The organism is Marinactinospora thermotolerans DSM 45154 (assembly GCF_900167435.1).
In the GTDB taxonomy this organism is placed as follows: domain Bacteria; phylum Actinomycetota; class Actinomycetes; order Streptosporangiales; family Streptosporangiaceae; genus Marinactinospora; species Marinactinospora thermotolerans.
The window spans coordinates 367,341-383,404 of record NZ_FUWS01000004.1; the positions used below are offsets into that span (position 1 = coordinate 367,341).

Here is a 16,064-nt window from a genome sequence, read left to right on the forward strand (position 1 = left end):
GGCGGGCGGCCGTGCCGTCCACGGGGACGCGGATTCTCGGGGAAACCCGCTCGAACCGTCCCCGGCCTGCCCTAGGGTCCTCGTGTGCTGACCCGTGTGACAGGCGTCCTCGTCGAGGACGACCGCCTTCTGCTGGTGGAGCAGGAGGGCGGTGGAGCCCGCCGGTGGCACCTGCCCGGCGGGAAGGTCGAGGAGGGGGAGTCCCTCGCCGACTCCATGACGCGCGAGATGCGCGAGGAGACCGGACTCCGGGTGGAGGTCGTCAGGCTGCTGTACCTGTGCGACCACCTCGTGCCGGCCGAGGGCCTGCACGTCCTCCACATCACCTTCGAGGTGCGCCGGCTGGGCGGGCGCCTCGGCGACATCGCGCCCGGCGCCGACTTCCGGCCGATCCTCGGCGTGGAGTTCGTGCCGTTCCATGAACTGGGCGAACGCGGGTTCGGTGAGCGGTTCGTCGAGCTCGTGGCGGAAGGGTTCCCCGGCGCCGGGCGCTACGCGGGTCCCAAGTCCGCTCTCGGACTGTGAGCCCGCGCTCCCCGGCCGCTCCCACCCCGCGCCGGTGCCCGGCACGCCGGCGGCCCCGGGACCGCCTCTCCCGTCGGAGGTCACCGCCTCGCGTGGGCCGCCCGCGTGCGGGCGGCCCACGCCGCAGAGGTGGGGAGTGTCAGGAGGGTGGGTGGAGCAGGTCCAACCCCAGTGGGGTGAGGACGTGACGGACCGTGGCCCCGTGTCGTTCGCTGGCCACCAGGCCGGCGTCGCGCAGCAGCGAGGTGTGCTCGCTGGCCGAGGACAGCGAGATGTCCAGACTGCGCGCGAGTTCGCCGGTGGTGTGCTCGCTGGTGAGCGCGCGCAGGACCGCGGCGCGGGTGCGTCCGAGCAGCCGGGCCAGCGTGTCCCCCGCCGGCCGTTGCCTCTCGGAGGCCCTGGCCAGGAAGGACAGCGGCTCGTGGCGCACCGGGTAGAGCAGCACCGGCGGCAGGGCGGGGTCCAGGAAGGTCACCGGGTTGGTCGCACAGAAGAACGCCGGAATCAGGAGCAGGCCACGGCCTCCCAGGTGCATGTCCTGGTCGACACCGTAGTCGAGCTCGATCGTGCTCATCCGGCTCGGCGGCGTCTTCGCCGCGCGCGTGATCGGCGCCACCGCCCCGCCGGGGGCGGCGGCCTCTCGCGCGCCGTGCTGGGCCTTGTGAGAGATGTAGTCCCAGTAGGGGCGCAGGGCGATCTCGAAATAGCAGGTCACCGCACGCGACAGCAGGCGCATGGCGCCCGCCTCCTTGCGGACGAGGCCGCTGGTCCAGGCCGGACGTGGACCACCCGCGAACCTCAGGTCGAGGTCACGGGCGATCTGCCGGCGTGGGGTGGCGAGGAGCGCTTCGAGGCCGTCGGACAGGTCCGGCCCCGCGACGGGGCTGAGGAAGTCCGGGGCGTAGCCCTGGGCCGGCACGAGGTCGAGCAGCGCGCGACCGGCGGGGGGCAGCCGGGTGAGGACACGCCGTCGCCATGGTCCGAAGACCAGTTCGTCGGACGCCTCGGCCAGCATGTACAGGCTGAGCAGGATCTCCCACATGGGGTCGGGTCGGGGGAGGACCCGCACCTTCTCCCAGTCGGTGGAAGAGAAATGGATGCGCAACATCGGGATCCGTTCCGCTGTTTCTCGAACGGCGCGAGTACAGGACAGGTCGGGAGGCCGCGCCGGCGCGGAAATATCCTCCGTCGGCCGAGTCGGCCTCCCCGACACCGCCCAGAGTAGGGAACCCCCGCAGGGCGCCCCGCCGGCGGTTCCACGCGGTTGCGGCCCCGAGCATTCCCGCCGCGGGTGGCCGGTCTCGGGGCGCACCACACCGACCTGGTGGTTTCGGCGGACACCGAAAGGTAGCGCGCGGGTCTGTACCGGGCCGGTGGGGGCGGCTAGCGTTGGCGACGCGATCGACGGGGGATCCACACGAAACGGTCGAGGAAGACAGGGTGGAGACCGGCGCCGCGACGCTTGTCACGGGGGTGATGTCGGCGGGCGGGGCGACGACGGCGGACGCCCGCGGCGGGACGGGACAACGGAGCAGGAGGCGTCGACGGCGAGATCCTCGTCGGCGTGATCGCCCGATGTCGCGCCCGGTGCCTCCAGCGACCGCCACCACGCGGGTCGGGCCGCGGCGCCGTGGACGGTGCGGCACCACGGCCCGATCTCGCGCCGGACCGGCCCTCAGCGTGAAGGGACGTCCGAAACCCCCATATGGCCTACGCCGCTTTCCCGCAGCCATCCGGGAACAGCCCGGTCCGGCGACGCAGCGTCCCGGCGCGTAGGCCCCGCCTGCCCCCGTCGGGGAGGGTTGAGCCCCCTTCCCCTCCCCGACGAGGATGCAACACCCCACGTGAAGCCGGTCCGACACGAGCGCGCTAAGGGCACCTCGCGGGGACGGCCCCTCTTTTCCCGAGGGGCTGTCGCCGTGCCGATCCCCTCGGCTACGTGGCGGCGGAGCCTCCACGCAGGGCGGTGTCGAGGTCGTGGTGGATGGGAACGAGCAGGTCCAGGCCGACCAGCGAGAGGACGCGACGGACCTGCGCATCAGGGACGGCCAGCACCAGGGCCGGCCCCTCCGGGCCCGCCTGGCCGAGCGCGGCCATGATCGCGGCGATGCCGGAGGAGTCACAGAAGACCGTGCGGGACATGTCCACGACGACACAGGCCGGGCCCGTGGCGACCGCGTCGCTCAGGGCTTCGGCGAAGTCGTCGGCGACGGTCATGTCGATCTCGACCGGGGCGGGGACCACGAGGGGGGCGTCGCGTGCGCAGGGGGCGTGCATGGCAGCGGAGACCTTCCATCTCCAGGAGACACATGACGGCGAGAGCGCCGAAACGTGGTGGACCATCGTCGCATCCCGACCCGAGCAGGGGCAACGTGACTGGACGATCCGGGGACCGACCGGACGCGTCCCGGCTGTGGCCTCTGGTTCCGGCCGTCCGGGGCGGACGAGAACGGCCGGAGCCTCCGCGGACGGACGGACCGGTTCGGCCGGCCCGGCGGGATCGGGTGCGGGAGGACGGCCACCCCGGCATCGCCGCCCGGGGCCGACCTCGTTGCGTTTTCCCAGGGCCTGCGCACCGATACCACGCCGTTGCCGGGCGGGCTCGCTTCGGCCGGGCGCGGCGGATCCTCTCCGTCCTGTCCCGGGCGGGTGACATCGCGACGCTCACGGTGACCGGGCTCGTCCCTCTCGACGGTGTGGCCGTGCGCGGCCCGCGCACCGGCACGCCCCGATCCAGGGCTGATGACAGGCGTCCGTCCCCGCGGCGGGGCCTCGGGGCAGGGGCGAGAACCGGGCACGACGCTGCCGGGCCGTCGCCCGGGTCGCGGCCGTACCACCATCCCGCGCCGGCCCTTCCCGGCATCGGACACGCCTCGCACGCGGGAAGACCGCGTGGCTCGGGCTGCGCCTCAGGGTGAGGTGGGCCGGTGCCGGAGGTGGACATGACGAGAAGACCGGGATGTGGGTACACCACCCGGTATGAGCGATCCCCTCTTCCTCACGTCCAGCCACAGCGCGAACGTCGACAACCGCGTCGAGGCCGCCTTCCCCGGCTCCGGTCGCTCCACCCGTCCGGAGGCCCCGGCAAAGTCCCGCCATAGCGCGCCGGTCCGCGACTCCGAGGGTTTCGGGCGCGGCCGTCCCGCCGTCGTCCCCGCCGAGTGGGCCGTCTTCCTGCGCGACGTCCGCGGCGAACTCCTGTGACACCGGACCGGTCCGGCGGCGCGGTCGCGGCCTCCAACAGGACGGCCGGCGCGCTTCGCCGGGCCGGCGTGGTGCCCGTCCAACGGTGAGAACTCCGGCGGATCGCCGTCCCGTCCTCGGGACGGCGCATCGGCGTGGGCGGCGCACACCAGGACACGGGTTCCAGCACCGGAGGTGGCACCGAGCCCCCAGGCGATGCCTGGCACCGCCGCCGGCCCCGAGGACGGCGCACAGATCCGGACGTGCCCCTCCCGGCCGAGGGGAGGGGCATGTCCAGGGACAGAGCGGGCCGCAGGACGACGGCGGCCCTCGTCCTCGTCGTCAGTCGGTGCCGGACTCCATCGCCGCCTGGTCAAGCAGTTCGTCGCCACCGGGCGCCTCGCCCCGGGAGGCGATCGCCTCGGCGCCGCCCTCCTGCATCGCGCCGATCAGGCCGGTCGAGGCCGCCTGCGCCGCGCCGACGGACGTCGACTGCCGGCCGCCGACCATGCCGATCCCGGCGTAGTGCTCCAGCTTGGCCCGGGAGTCGGCGATGTCGAGGTTGCGCATGGTCAGCTGGCCGATGCGGTCGACCGGGCCGAAGGCGGAGTCCTGGGTCCGCTCCATGGAGAGCTTGTCCGGGTGGTAGCTGAGAGCCGGGCCGGAGGTGTCCAGGATGGAGTAGTCCTCGCCACGCCGCAGCCGCAGGGTCACCTCGCCGGTGACGGCCATCCCGACCCAGCGCTGGAGCGACTCGCGCAGCATCAGCGCCTGCGGGTCCAGCCAGCGCCCCTCGTACATGAGCCTGCCCAGCCGCCGGCCCTCGTTGTGGTAGGTGGCGATGGTGTCCTCGTTGTGGATCGCGTTGACCAGACGCTCGTAGGCCGCGTGCAGCAGCGCCATGCCCGGCGCCTCGTAGATGCCGCGGCTCTTGGCCTCGATGATCCGGTTCTCGATCTGGTCGGACATGCCGAGGCCGTGCCGGCCGCCGATCGCGTTGGCCTCCAGCACCAGTTCGACGGCGGAGCCGAACTCCTTGCCGTTGATGGTGACCGGACGCCCCTGTTCGAAGCCGATCGTGACGTCCTCGGCGTGGATCTCGACGTCGGGGTCCCAGAAGCGGACGCCCATGATCGGCTCGACGATCTCGATGCCGGTGTCGAGGTGCTCCAGGGACTTGGCCTCGTGGGTGGCGCCCCAGATGTTGGCGTCGGTGGAGTAGGCCTTCTCCACGCTGTCCCGGTAGGGCAGGCCGCGGGCCAGCAACCACTCCGACATCTCCTTGCGCCCGCCGAGCTCGCCGACGAACTCGGCGTCCAGCCACGGCTTGTAGATCCGCAGGGAGGGGTTGGCGAGCAGACCGTAACGGTAGAACCGCTCGATGTCGTTGCCCTTGAAGGTGGAGCCGTCGCCCCAGATCTGCACGTCGTCCTCGAGCATCGCGCGCACCAGCATGGTGCCCGTGACGGCTCGGCCGAGCGGGGTGGTGTTGAAGTAGGAACGGCCGCCGGATCGGATGTGGAACGCCCCGCAGGCCAGGGCCGCGAGTCCCTCCTCCACGAGGGCCGCCCGGCAGTCGACCAACCGGGCGACCTCGGCGCCGTACTGCGCGGCGCGGCCGGGCACCGAGGCGATGTCGGGTTCGTCGTACTGGCCGATGTCGGCGGTGTAGGTGCAGGGAACGGCGCCCTTTTCGCGCATCCACGCGACCGCTACGGAGGTGTCGAGGCCGCCGGAGAAGGCGATCCCGACGCGCTCGCCGACAGGCAGGGAGGAGAGGACCTTGGACATGAGTAAAAGTATGCACGTTAACGCATGAGCATGCAATCCCGTTGTGGATGTGACGCGCCACCAGCGACGAGGGCCTCCCCCTTCCCCACCCGTTGCCGACCGGCGGGCCCCGCCGTGGTGCGCGCCTGCGAGACGATCCCGCCCCGCCGACCGGCCGGAGCGTTGCGCGCCCCGGGATCGGCGGGCCGCGTTCGTCCACCGTCCCGGGACGTGACGAAGGGGCCCCTCGCTTCAAAAGGCGGCGCGAAGAGGCGGGAAGGCCGGGCGCGGAGGACGGGGGCGCGCGGCGTGGCCCTCGACGAACTCCCGAAGCGACGGCCGCGGCGCCGCGCGGGAACGGCGGCGTGGACGGACCGCGAAAGGCCCGGTCCCCTGCGCCGAGAGGGAGACACGGGAAAACGTGTTGCCGTCCGAGACGAACGAGGGTTCGATGAACGCCACCGCTTCGGTGGATGGACCCGAGGCCGTGACGAAGGTGGTGGATGCGCGCTGTGAGGATGCACGCGGACGAGGCCGATATCGACGAAACCCTCGTGCACCGGCTGGTCGCCGAGCAGTTCCCCGACTGGTCGGGCCTATCGGTCGAACCGGTGGAGTCCAGCGGGACCGACAACGCCATGTACCGGCTGGGGGAGGAGATGGTCGTACGGCTGCCGCGCATCCCCGGAGCCGTGAACGGTGTCGCGCACGAACTGCGCTGGCTTCCCCGGCTGGCCGCGCACCTCCCCGTCCCCGTTCCCCGGCCACTGAGGGAGGGACGTCCCACCCCGGCCTACCCCTGGCCCTGGTCGGTCTATCAGTGGCTGGAGGGGACCAACCCGCGGGTGGACTCCCTCGCCGATCCGGACGGACTGGCCGAGGACCTGGCGGAGTTCGTCGCGGCACTGCGCGCGGTCGACCCCATCGGTGGCCCGGCCGCGGAGCGCGGCGTGCCCCTGGCCGAACGGGACGCGCCCACGCGCGCGGCGCTCGCGCAGCTGGAAGGGGAGATCGACGTCGCGGCGGCGACCGCGGTGTGGGAGGAGGCCCTGCGCGTCCCCGAACGGCGAGGGCCGGCCGTGTGGATGCACGCGGATCTGTCCCCGGGCAACCTGCTGACCGTGGACGGCAGGCTCGGCGCCGTCATCGACTTCGCCGCCGCGGGCACGGGCGACCCCACGGTGGACCTGATCGTCGCCTGGAACCTGCTGCCGGCCTCAGCCCGCGGCGTCTTCCGGGAGAGGCTGGACGTCGACGAGGCCACCTGGATCAGGGGCCGCGGTTGGGCGCTGTCGATCGCGCTCATCCAGCTCCCCTACTACCGGCACACCAATCCGGTGCTGGCGGCCAACGCCCGCCACGTGATCGGCGAGGTCCTCGCCGACCCATCCTGACCTCCGCCGGCATCGTCGCCGGCCGACTCGCCGTACCGTCCGCTGTGGCCGACCGAGGCGAGGGGCAGGGCGCCCTGTCCGCCCCGACATCGCGTGACGACTGCCATCGACGGCGCCGATCCGGGAAGCCACCGTAGGTCCCAGCGGCGTTGCCACGACGGTCGGGGAGGGAGGGCGGGTGGCGGCGCCCGGAGGGAACCGCCAGCGGAGGGACAGCCGGGCCACAGCAGTCTGAGGCTCCCGCCGCTGACAGCCGCCCTCGGCCGCCTCTGGCGGATCCACGCACCGAGATCGTCGACACCCACCGTTCCGGCTCGTCGGGACGCGGGCGCGGTCACCGTGCCACGGGACCGACGGCCACGCGAGCGGGGCGGGCGACAACCGCCCCGCCCCACGGTTTCGACCGGCGTGAGAGCGCGTCGCGAGAACCGGTCGGGACGCGCGCGGTGTTCCCACGCGCGTCCCTGCACCGCCACCAGGTCCTTCTCCTCAGGTATCGAGGCTGTGCGCCCGCGATGGACCGTGGAGGTCCCGGACAGCGCCGATGGGCTCAGGGAACCACTACCTGCCGGTCCCGCCGAAGCCGGCGACCAGATGTGTCAGCACTCGTAGATGTTGGGGTAGGAGAGGTAGTTGCGGCGCGTAGGTGTAGTGTCCCGCGCCGGTGCGGTACCAGCGGTTGCCGTGGCTGTTCCAGACGAAGCAGTCCACGTAGATGCACCCCCCAGGCTGGATCGTTCTCACCCGGTGGGCGTCCGCGTACGGCGTGGTACGCACGGGAGCGGCCCGGTAGGCCGTGATCTTCACACTCTGGACCTGGATCCCGTCCGACGCGGCGTTGCGGGCGGGCCGCTTCGTCGCGCCGTTCTCCTTCCACCGGATGACGTGGATCAAGCCGTCGTTCACGTGGCTGATGCACCGCGGCAACTGGGGTCGCAAGCCCGGCCAGGAACGGGTGCTCGCGGTCCGGATGACCCGGGACGGCTGGGAGGAGGCCCTGTCCCGAGCCGTGCTCACCACCGCGGACCCGTCGGCCGTGGCCCAGGCGCCCGTGCACGTCCAGTGGGATCCGGAGCGCTCGCCGCGCGGGGCGGCCCTCAACCACTACAGCATCCAGGTCGGCATCGGCCGCCACCTGATCCGCGCCTTCGCCGATGACTGGACCGTCGGCCTCACCGATCTCACCCCGCAGGTGCGCAGGGCCGCCTCCTCCATTCGGACGGGCCACGCCGCGAGGTTCCGGCGGCTGCTGCCCCCGGAGCGCGTCTACCCGCTGCCCCCGGATCTGGCGGGCCGCCTTCTCCCCGGCGGGTGACCGCCGGCCTCCCCGGGGGCGGCACGCCACGGCACCGACCGTGCTCTCGCGGCGCTGCCGGACGCCATCGGGAAGGGCGCGTAGTGGGAGGGAGACGCGCGGCGACGTGACGCCCCGGTCCGGACCATCGACATCCCGGCGCGGGCCTCCTCCCCGACCGGGGACGGGCCGGCGGCCCTCACCCGGTGTGGCCGCCCGCCGTCCGGCCGAGCGGCACGGCGGACAGGGAGCCCAGCAACCGCAGCGCCTGCTGGTCGGGACTACCGGGTTCGGCCCGGTACACGACCAACTGGAGTCCGTCCTGTCCGCGCACGTCGAACGTGTGCGAGGAGAGGGTCAGCTCGCCCACGGCGCCGTGCCTGAACGTCTTGGCCTCGTGGGTCTTGCCGCGCACCTCGTGTTCCTCCCACAGCTCCCGGAACCGGGGATTGCCGCGATCCGCCTCCTCGACGAGGGCCAGCACCCGCCGGTCGTGCGGATCGTGGCCCAACGCCAGGCGCAGGTTGGCCACGCAGGCCCGCGCGGCCCGGTGCCAGTCGGCGAAGAAGACCTCTCCCACAGGGTCCAGGAAGGTCATCCGCAGCAGGTTGTCGGTCTCGGTGAAGTCGGCGTAGAGCGCGTCTCCCAGCGCGTTGGCCGCCAGCAGGTCCAACCGCCGGTCCATGAGCAGCGCGGGGGTGTCCGGCCAGGCGTCGAGCAGCGCGCGCAGGTGGGGGTCGACGTGGGGCCGGGCGGGCGCGGCCAGGTGCTCGGGCGAGACCCGGGCCAGCCGGAACAGGTGGTCGCGGGCGTCGGGTTCCAGACGCAGGGCGCGGGCGACGGCGTCCAGGACCGAGGCTGAGGGGTGGCGCTCCCTGCCCTGTTCCAGCCGGGTGTAGTAGTCGACGCTCACCCCGGCCAGGATCGCGACCTCCTCGCGACGCAATCCGGCCACCCGGCGCGTGCCGCTGGAGGCCAGTCCGACGTCGTCCGGGGCGAGGCGGGCGCGCCTGGCAACGAGGAAGGCTCCGAGTTCGGTGCGGGACATGCCGTCAGCCTAGGCGGCGGGGCCGGGCCTTCCCAGGGTGTGTCGCACCCTGGGACGCCCCGGCCTGGCTGTCCGCCCGCCCGGCGCCCAGGGTGGGAGGCGTCCCTGACACCTCTCTCTCCCTGCGGAAGTGGGCCATGAGCATCCGATTCGACGAGGACCTGTTGACGACCATCGCCGCTGAGCCGCACCGCCCGTTGCTGTTCGTCGGCGCCACCATACACACGCTCGACCCGATGATCGGCGACCTGTCCGACGCCGACCTGCTCCTGGGCGGGAAGGTGATCGTCGGCGTCGGCACCGGCCTGCACACCGCCGCCGAAGACGACGGTGCGATCGTCGTGGACTGCGCGGGACTGACCATCGTCCCGGGCATCGTGGAGGACGACGCCGTCGCCGGACTGCGCCGACGCCCCTCCGAAAGAGTGGGCACGCTGGCGCCCGGCAACCCGGCGACCTTCGCCGTGATCTCCGGAGGCCACGCCACGACCCCGGCCCTGCAACGGGTGGTCTGGCGTCCCGAGCAGGCCGCCGCCATCGTCGTCGACGGCGAGATCACCCTCCTCAACGGGCGCCGTCTCGTCGAACCCCGGGAGGAGCGGTTCGCGCGGCGGACGCCCGTGGACAGCCCCCACCTCGGCATGTGGATCGACGAGACGGGGTTCATCCACCAGGAGCTGACCGCCGACGGCCGCTACGACGAGACCCGGGGCGGACGCCCGCACGCCTACCAGGGGTCGTTCTGGATCGAGGGGGACCGGATCGTCTACCACGACGACCTGGGATTCTGGGCCTACGGCGATTTCGTGGACGGCGTGCTCCACCACGCCGGCTACGTCTTCCACCGACGCTGAGCGCCCCGGCCGCCATGGGCCGCGAAACACCGGACCGGTCACCGGCGGCGCCGATCCGATAGGCGCGGCTTCGGGGCCGAACCCGTGACCGGGCTCCCTCGACCGGGGCGGCGGAGCCGTCCACCGGCGTCCCCTGGCCACCGCCGGCACCGTCCGGCGAAAGCCGCGACGGGCGCCCGGTGACGACATGGCCGGGTGACGGGAGAACCCTCGGTGTGACGACGCAGGGGCGACCCGTGGGGAGGCCCTAGAAGGGCGGATCGGGACCGTCCTGTTCACGAGCGGCGCCGAAGCCGGCGGTCGCGGCCTGCCGCTCGTGGACGGTGGGAACGTCTCCCACGTTCGGGCGGGAGGGGGTCCCGTCTTCGCGTGGGGATCAGGCCGGCACCGGGCTCGGCTCCGAAGGAGCCGGAGCGGGTGGGGTCCGGCGGGATGTCGGCCGACGGGTGCGCGTCGGCGTGGAGGTGAGGAGGCCGGGGCCTCAGGCGACCAGTTCCAGCTCGGCCAGCCGCGCGGCGCGGCTGGTGAGCCGGTCGGTGAGGGCTTCCAACGCCGACGGAACGGGCACGATGCCCTCGGCGATGAAGCGGGTCCGGGAGTACACGACGGCCTCACCGGCCGTGATGTCGGCTCGCCGGGTCACGCGCACCCACCCGTCGGGGCGGACGGCGATGACGGCGTCCGCGGGTGCGTGCATGAGCACGAGAACGTGCCAAGGAAGGATTTCGGGCACAGGCGCCTCTCAGGGGGGATTTCGTCATTGTGGATGATCTATTGTGCCCTGCCTCACTGACGATGGACAGCCGTGGGAGACGGCGAAACAGGCAGAAACAGGCAGGAGAGGGCGGCCGGCGCCCCTCCGCGCGCGCACCGCTCGGCAACGGACCCTACCGCGTCGCCTCCACGCCGAAGCGACCGGGGCGCCGTCACCTTGGAAGGGGCGGGCTCAGGACAGCACGACCGGACCGTTGAGGGTGTCCAGGGTGACGGAGATCCCCGTCTCGCCGACCACCGGCCGCACCGCGAGGTCCAGGGCGGCGAGCAGCGGCGCGACCTCGGCGGGGTCGGGGGCGCGCAGTTCCACACCGGCCAGTCCGACCCGCGGCAGTCCGAGGGTGACGGGATGCGGGGTGGTGCCCCAGTCGATGAGGAACGGCACGAGCCCCGAGGGGTGGGCGGCCTCAGGAGAGGTCAGGCGCCACTCCAGCAGCCTCCCGTCGGGGGTGGTGCGGCTCATGGGCAGGACCGGCCCGGGGGCGTAGCCGTGTTCCTCCGCCCGCCGCACGGCCGCGTCGATGTCGGTGGTGCGTACGGCCCAGGTGACGACGGCGGGAGCCGTGAGCCGGTCGACCCGGAAGGGCCGGGCGTGTTCGGGGTCGGGCTGGCGCGGATCGGGGCCGACGATCTCCAGGTAGGCGCCGTCGTCCAGGGCCACCAGGTGGTTACGGGTGCCCCAGCCCGGGTGGGCCCCGCCCTCGGCCGGGACGACGCCGGTGGCGCGGGTGAACTGCGCGACCGTCGCGGGCAGGTCAGGGGTGGCGTAGACGAGGTGGTCGAGCACGGGCGCCGCGGTGGAGTGCATGGGCCTTCCTTTCCAAGACGTCCATTGTGCCGGGGAGTCCGGTACCGGTGCCCTCGGACCCGTGAGGGGCCTTTCACGGCGTGATGATGTCTCAGGCTCACCTCTTGTCCCATATCGGCCAAGCCGCATCTTGTCGCGACGAAAGGGTCTAATGTTCCACGGCGTTCTCATGTTCAGGAGCATCACGTGGCATCTCCCTCCCCGTTCCCTCCTCCGCCCGCCCCGCCCTTCCCACCGCCGCGGCGGCGCAGTGGGCCGGCGATCGCCTCGGTCATCGTCGGCGCGGCGAACGTCCTGTGCCTGTTCGCGCTGATCGTCCCGCCCTTCGTGGGGCTGATCCTCGGCTTCCTGGGGCTCGCCCAGGTCCGGCGGGGCGAGCGTTCCGGCGGCGGGCTGGCCTGGACCGGGATCGGCCTCAACGGGTTCTTCGCGCTGCTCGCGGCCCTGTCCGTGCTGGCCTTGGTCGCCTCCTCGCCCGAGGCGGAGGAGGAGCGGGCCGCGCGGGAACCGGCGTCGGCGTCCAGCCCGTCGCCGACCCCCTCCGCCTCACCGAGCGACCCCGCGCCCTCGCGGCCGGCCGAGGACGGCGCACAGCCACGGCCCGCCCCCGAGGAAGAGGAGCGCGACCGCGAACCCGCGCCGGCCGAGGAGCCGGCGGAGCCGGTGACAGTGGAGACCACGCGGGCGCCCGAACCGCCGCCCGCCCGGGAAACGGAGCCGGAGCCCGCGGCGGTGTACTACGAGAACTGCGCGGCGGCCCGTGCCGCGGGCGCCGCCCCCGTCCACGCGGGCGAGCCGGGCTACGCCCCCCACCTGGACCGGGACGGCGACGGTGTCGGCTGTGACAGCTGACCCCCGTCGGGCCGTCAGAGCCCGGGAGCTGCCTGGCGGTCGGGGGCGGTCGTCCCGGGGCCCTCTGCCGCCTCCTACGGTGCCGTCATGGATCTGCCCCTCGTCGAGGCGTGGGAGTTGTGGTGGTCGGGGCGTCAGCTCACCGACCACTCCCTGCACGGGGTATCCGTGATCTGGTTGGGCCGGATCGGAAAGCTGCTGTCGTTCGTGGCGGGCTGCACCATCATCTTGGACCTGATCGGGCCGGAGCGCCTCGTCGCCTGGGGAGATCGGATGCGCGACCAGGACGAGGACAACAGCGCCGTCCTGGGCATGACCATCTCATCGGCGGGTTTCGCCCTGCTCACCGCGGCGTTGATGCGTCCCATCTCCCAGTCCCTGGAGGGGCTGCCCTTGGGTGTCCGGGTCGCGGTGTGGGTGGGGTTCCTGCTCGTCCTGATCGTGCTGGCATCGGGGTTCGTGCTGTTCATCGGGCCGGTGATCGCCGGGCTGGGGCGCCTGTTGTCCACCCGGCAGGCGGAGCAGGTCATGCGAGCGGTCGCCGTCCCGTTGTTCTTCCTCGGCTTCGCGTTGGACTATCTCGCCTCGTGACCGGGGCGCCGCGGGAGTCGTGCGGACGGGCCCTCCGCCGGCTCAGCCTGTGCCGGCGATGTCGGGATCCTCGCGCGGGAGACCTTTCAACCGGTGGAATCCCGCGGTCGCGGCCACCAGCAGCGTCCCGTCCCACAGCCTGGCGGCGTCCTCGCCCCGGGGGACGCGGGAGAGGATCGGACCGAAGAACACGGTGCGCTCTCCCTCGGGCGAGGTCGCGGCGGTGATCGGGGTGCCCGAGCGCCCTCCCAGCAGCGTGACGCCCTCCTCGTGGGAGGCGCGCAGCGCCGGGTCGTAGGCGGTGCCCACGCCGACCGGCGAGCTCCCGGGGCAGTCCGGCCGTGTCCAGGGCCCGGTGCAGATCGCCGAGCCAGTCGTCGCCGGTGTTCTCAGGCGCCCACATCGCCGTGTAGAGGCGCCCCAGCGCTCGTGTCCGTATTCGGTCCGCACGGCGGCGCAGATGCGCGCGGGAACCCACAGGTAGCCCTCGGGGTCGCCCTCGGGATCGTCGTCGCGCCCCTCGTTGAGAACCGACAGGCTCATCACCCGCCAGACGATCTTCACCGGCCGTACCCGGGTGACCTCCACGAGCCAGCGGGAGGTGATCCAGGTGTAGGGGCAGGAGGGGTCGAACCAGAAGTCCGCCGGCCACGTCGGCATCCGTCCTCCTCTGCGCGCGCCGAAACGGCGCGCCTTGTGCCGCGGAGTATGGCATGAGACGGCCTTCACGGAGGAAGCCGTTGTTCGAGGAGTTTTGGTGCGCCATAACCTGGAACTTCCCCTCTGGCCGGAAACGAGAGGTGCATGCGCGTCCTGCTCGTGGACAACCACGACTCCTACACCTTCAACCTGTTCCACCTGATCGCCGAGGTCGTCGGCGCGCCTCCGGTCGTGGTGTCCAACGACGATCCCCGCTGGCCGGATCTCGCGCTCGATTCCTTCGACGCGGCGGTGATCTCGCCGGGGCCGGGGCATCCCCGCAACGCCCGTGACGTCGGCCGGATCCCCCGCCTGCTGGCCGACCCGTCCCTTCCGCTGCTGGGGGTGTGCCTGGGACACCAGGCCATCGCGCACGCCGCGGGCGCCGAGGTGACGGCGGCCCCCACGCCGCGCCACGGCCATCGCAGCCGGGTGCGCCACGACGGCACGGACCTGTTCGCCGGCCTGCCCCAGGACTTCACCGTTGTGCGCTACCACTCCCTGTGCGTGTCCGAACCTCCGCCGCCGGTCCTGGCGGTGACGGCCCGGGCCGAGGACGGGGTCGTCATGGGCCTGCGCCACCGATCGCTCCCACGGTGGGGGGTGCAGTTCCATCCGGAGTCGGTGGACGGCGAGTACGGCCGCGCGCTGGTCGCCAACTTCCGGGACCTCGCGTCGGCGGCCCGGCGGGATGGCCGTGGAACCGGCCGGGCTCGGGTGACCGAAACCCGGGACGACGCCGCAGAGACCCACCTGTCCGAAACCCGTTCTCCTCTCCTCACCCCTCTCTCCACCCCTCTTGACCTGCGGAAATCACCGACACGTCGGTCCGAAACCAGGGCAGCCGCCGCGCGTCCGCAACCCGTGGCACACCGCCTTCTGGCCGCGGTGGACCCCGAGGCGGTTTTCGGCCACCTCTACGCCGAACGGGAACACGCCTTCTGGCTCGACAGTGGTCTGCTCGGAGAGACCGCGCGTTTCTCCTTCCTCGGCGACGCGAGCGGCCCCGAGGGCGAGGTGCTGACCTACCGGGTGGACGAGGGCGTGGTGCGCGTGCGCGCGGGCGACGGCGCCGAACACGAAGAGGAGGGGACGATCTTCGACGCGCTGCGCCGGCGCGTCGCCCGCCGCCCTCAGCCGGTGCCGGGGCTCCCCTTCGACTTCGCCGGCGGCTACGTCGGCTATTTCGGTTACGAGCTGAAGGCCCACTGCGGTGGGGTCCTCGCCCATCGCTCGGCGGTGCCCGACGCGGTGTGGCTGCGCTGCGACCGCCTCGTCGTCGTGGACCACGTGGAGGGCCGTACCCACCTGGTCGCGCGCGGGCCGGGCGCCACCGCCTGGATCGAGCGCACCGCCGCCGCGATCGCGGCCCTGCCGTCCGTTCCCGCGGCGCCCGCCCCCGACGCGCCCCTCGATCCCCAGGCGCTGCTGGAACGCGACCGCGAGGGATACCTGGTCGATGTCAAGGAGTGCCAGGCCCGGCTCGCGGCGGGGGAGAGCTACGAGATCTGCCTGACCAACCGGTTGCGGCTGCCCGCACCCGACGGGGACCTGGACTTTTATCGGAGGTTGCGCCGGCACAGCCCCGCCCCCTACGCGGCGCTGCTGCGCCTGGGCGAGGTGAGCGTGTACAGCGCCTCGCCGGAGCGCTTCCTGCGTATCGGCCCCGACGGCGTCGCCGACAGCCGTCCCATCAAGGGGACGGCGCCACGTCACGACGACCCGGCGACGGACGCGCGGACACGCGACGCCCTGCGCACCGACCCGAAGACCCGCGCCGAGAACCTGATGATCGTGGACCTGCTCCGCAACGACCTGGGGCGGGTGTGCGAGGTGGGCAGCGTCGAGGTCCCGGAGTTCATGTACACCCGCTCCTTCGCGACCGTGCACCAGTTGATCTCCACGATCCGGGGCCGGTTGCGCGACGACGTTCACCCCGTCGACGCGGTGCGCGCCTGCTTCCCCGCCGGGTCGATGACGGGGGCGCCGAAGGAGCGCACGATGGAGATCATCGACGCGCTGGAGTCCTCGGCGCGCGGCGTGTACTCGGGTGCGCTGGGCTACCTGTCCCACAACGGCACCGCCGACCTGTCCGTCGTCATCCGCTCCGCGGTGCGCCGGGGAGGGGAGTTGGAGATCGGCGCGGGGGGCGCGATCGTACTGGACTCCGATCCGGCGCAGGAGTACGCCGAGATGCTGCTCAAGGCCGCGGTCCCGTTGCGTGGAGTTCCCGGCGGGGCGGACGCCGGGCGCGCGCCGGCCTGAGCCCGGC

The 16,064-nt window shown here is 72.8% G+C and carries 16 protein-coding genes; 8 read left to right on the forward strand and 8 right to left on the reverse strand.

Annotated features, from left to right (window positions below):
• Nucleotides 1-84 precede the first annotated feature (84 nt).
• Complete coding sequence (locus tag B5D66_RS09520; protein WP_235000890.1) at nucleotides 85-525, forward strand: NUDIX domain-containing protein; 441 nt, start codon at nucleotides 85-87, stop codon at nucleotides 523-525.
• Nucleotides 526-664: 139 nt separating this feature from the next.
• Here B5D66_RS09520 and B5D66_RS09525 read toward each other — a convergent pair whose 3' ends face one another.
• Both B5D66_RS09525 and B5D66_RS09530 read right to left on the reverse strand, forming a co-directional pair.
• Complete coding sequence (locus B5D66_RS09525; RefSeq protein ID WP_078761280.1) at nucleotides 665-1,633, reverse strand: ArsR/SmtB family transcription factor; 969 nt, start codon at nucleotides 1,631-1,633, stop codon at nucleotides 665-667.
• 827 nt (nucleotides 1,634-2,460) lie between these two features.
• Entirely contained in the window at nucleotides 2,461-2,802 is a 342-nt protein-coding gene (locus B5D66_RS09530; protein ID WP_159457246.1) for an STAS domain-containing protein, read from the reverse strand.
• A 702-nt stretch (nucleotides 2,803-3,504) separates the two neighbouring features.
• Here B5D66_RS09530 and B5D66_RS09535 point away from each other — a divergent pair.
• Nucleotides 3,505-3,729, forward strand: a complete 225-nt coding sequence (locus B5D66_RS09535; RefSeq protein WP_078761282.1) for a DUF397 domain-containing protein — start codon at nucleotides 3,505-3,507, stop codon at nucleotides 3,727-3,729.
• 321 nt (nucleotides 3,730-4,050) lie between these two features.
• Here the strand turns inward: B5D66_RS09535 and argG are convergent, their stop codons facing one another.
• Complete coding sequence (gene argG, locus B5D66_RS09540) at nucleotides 4,051-5,499, reverse strand: argininosuccinate synthase (protein WP_078761283.1); 1,449 nt, start codon at nucleotides 5,497-5,499, stop codon at nucleotides 4,051-4,053.
• Nucleotides 5,500-5,981: 482 nt separating this feature from the next.
• Between argG and B5D66_RS09545 the strand changes: the two genes are divergently transcribed.
• A complete protein-coding gene (locus tag B5D66_RS09545; RefSeq protein ID WP_078761284.1) occupies nucleotides 5,982-6,872 on the forward strand; it encodes an aminoglycoside phosphotransferase family protein in 891 nt (296 codons plus the stop codon).
• Between the two features lie 561 nt (nucleotides 6,873-7,433).
• On the opposite strand, the gene B5D66_RS25010 is transcribed toward B5D66_RS09545, so the two are convergent.
• A complete protein-coding gene (locus tag B5D66_RS25010) occupies nucleotides 7,434-7,616 on the reverse strand; it encodes a hypothetical protein (RefSeq protein WP_144390052.1) in 183 nt (60 codons plus the stop codon).
• A 52-nt stretch (nucleotides 7,617-7,668) separates the two neighbouring features.
• On the opposite strand from B5D66_RS25010, the gene B5D66_RS09550 reads away from it, so the two are divergent.
• Nucleotides 7,669-8,187, forward strand: a complete 519-nt coding sequence (locus tag B5D66_RS09550; protein WP_078761285.1) for a DUF4291 domain-containing protein — start codon at nucleotides 7,669-7,671, stop codon at nucleotides 8,185-8,187.
• Between the two features lie 178 nt (nucleotides 8,188-8,365).
• Here the strand turns inward: B5D66_RS09550 and B5D66_RS09555 are convergent, their stop codons facing one another.
• A complete protein-coding gene (locus tag B5D66_RS09555; protein WP_078761286.1) occupies nucleotides 8,366-9,214 on the reverse strand; it encodes a helix-turn-helix domain-containing protein in 849 nt (282 codons plus the stop codon).
• A 137-nt stretch (nucleotides 9,215-9,351) separates the two neighbouring features.
• Between B5D66_RS09555 and B5D66_RS09560 the strand changes: the two genes are divergently transcribed.
• On the forward strand, nucleotides 9,352-10,068 hold the full coding sequence (locus B5D66_RS09560) for an Atu4866 domain-containing protein (protein WP_078761287.1): 717 nt from the start codon (nucleotides 9,352-9,354) through the stop codon (nucleotides 10,066-10,068).
• Nucleotides 10,069-10,549: 481 nt separating this feature from the next.
• Here the strand turns inward: B5D66_RS09560 and B5D66_RS09565 are convergent, their stop codons facing one another.
• Both B5D66_RS09565 and B5D66_RS09570 read right to left on the reverse strand, forming a co-directional pair.
• On the reverse strand, nucleotides 10,550-10,765 hold the full coding sequence (locus B5D66_RS09565) for a hypothetical protein (RefSeq protein ID WP_078761288.1): 216 nt from the start codon (nucleotides 10,763-10,765) through the stop codon (nucleotides 10,550-10,552).
• A gap of 249 nt (nucleotides 10,766-11,014) precedes the next feature.
• Nucleotides 11,015-11,650, reverse strand: a complete 636-nt coding sequence (locus B5D66_RS09570) for a VOC family protein (RefSeq protein WP_078761289.1) — start codon at nucleotides 11,648-11,650, stop codon at nucleotides 11,015-11,017.
• Between the two features lie 186 nt (nucleotides 11,651-11,836).
• On the opposite strand from B5D66_RS09570, the gene B5D66_RS09575 reads away from it, so the two are divergent.
• Both B5D66_RS09575 and B5D66_RS09580 read left to right on the forward strand, forming a co-directional pair.
• Entirely contained in the window at nucleotides 11,837-12,502 is a 666-nt protein-coding gene (locus B5D66_RS09575; RefSeq protein WP_078761290.1) for an excalibur calcium-binding domain-containing protein, read from the forward strand.
• 87 nt (nucleotides 12,503-12,589) lie between these two features.
• On the forward strand, nucleotides 12,590-13,093 hold the full coding sequence (locus B5D66_RS09580; protein WP_078761291.1) for a hypothetical protein: 504 nt from the start codon (nucleotides 12,590-12,592) through the stop codon (nucleotides 13,091-13,093).
• Between the two features lie 42 nt (nucleotides 13,094-13,135).
• On the opposite strand, the gene B5D66_RS09585 is transcribed toward B5D66_RS09580, so the two are convergent.
• Nucleotides 13,136-13,753, reverse strand: a complete 618-nt coding sequence (locus B5D66_RS09585; RefSeq protein ID WP_327308224.1) for a DsbA family protein — start codon at nucleotides 13,751-13,753, stop codon at nucleotides 13,136-13,138.
• 144 nt (nucleotides 13,754-13,897) lie between these two features.
• On the opposite strand from B5D66_RS09585, the gene pabB reads away from it, so the two are divergent.
• A complete protein-coding gene (pabB, locus tag B5D66_RS09590) occupies nucleotides 13,898-16,057 on the forward strand; it encodes an aminodeoxychorismate synthase component I (protein WP_078761292.1) in 2,160 nt (719 codons plus the stop codon).
• The last annotated feature ends 7 nt before the right edge of the window (nucleotides 16,058-16,064 follow it).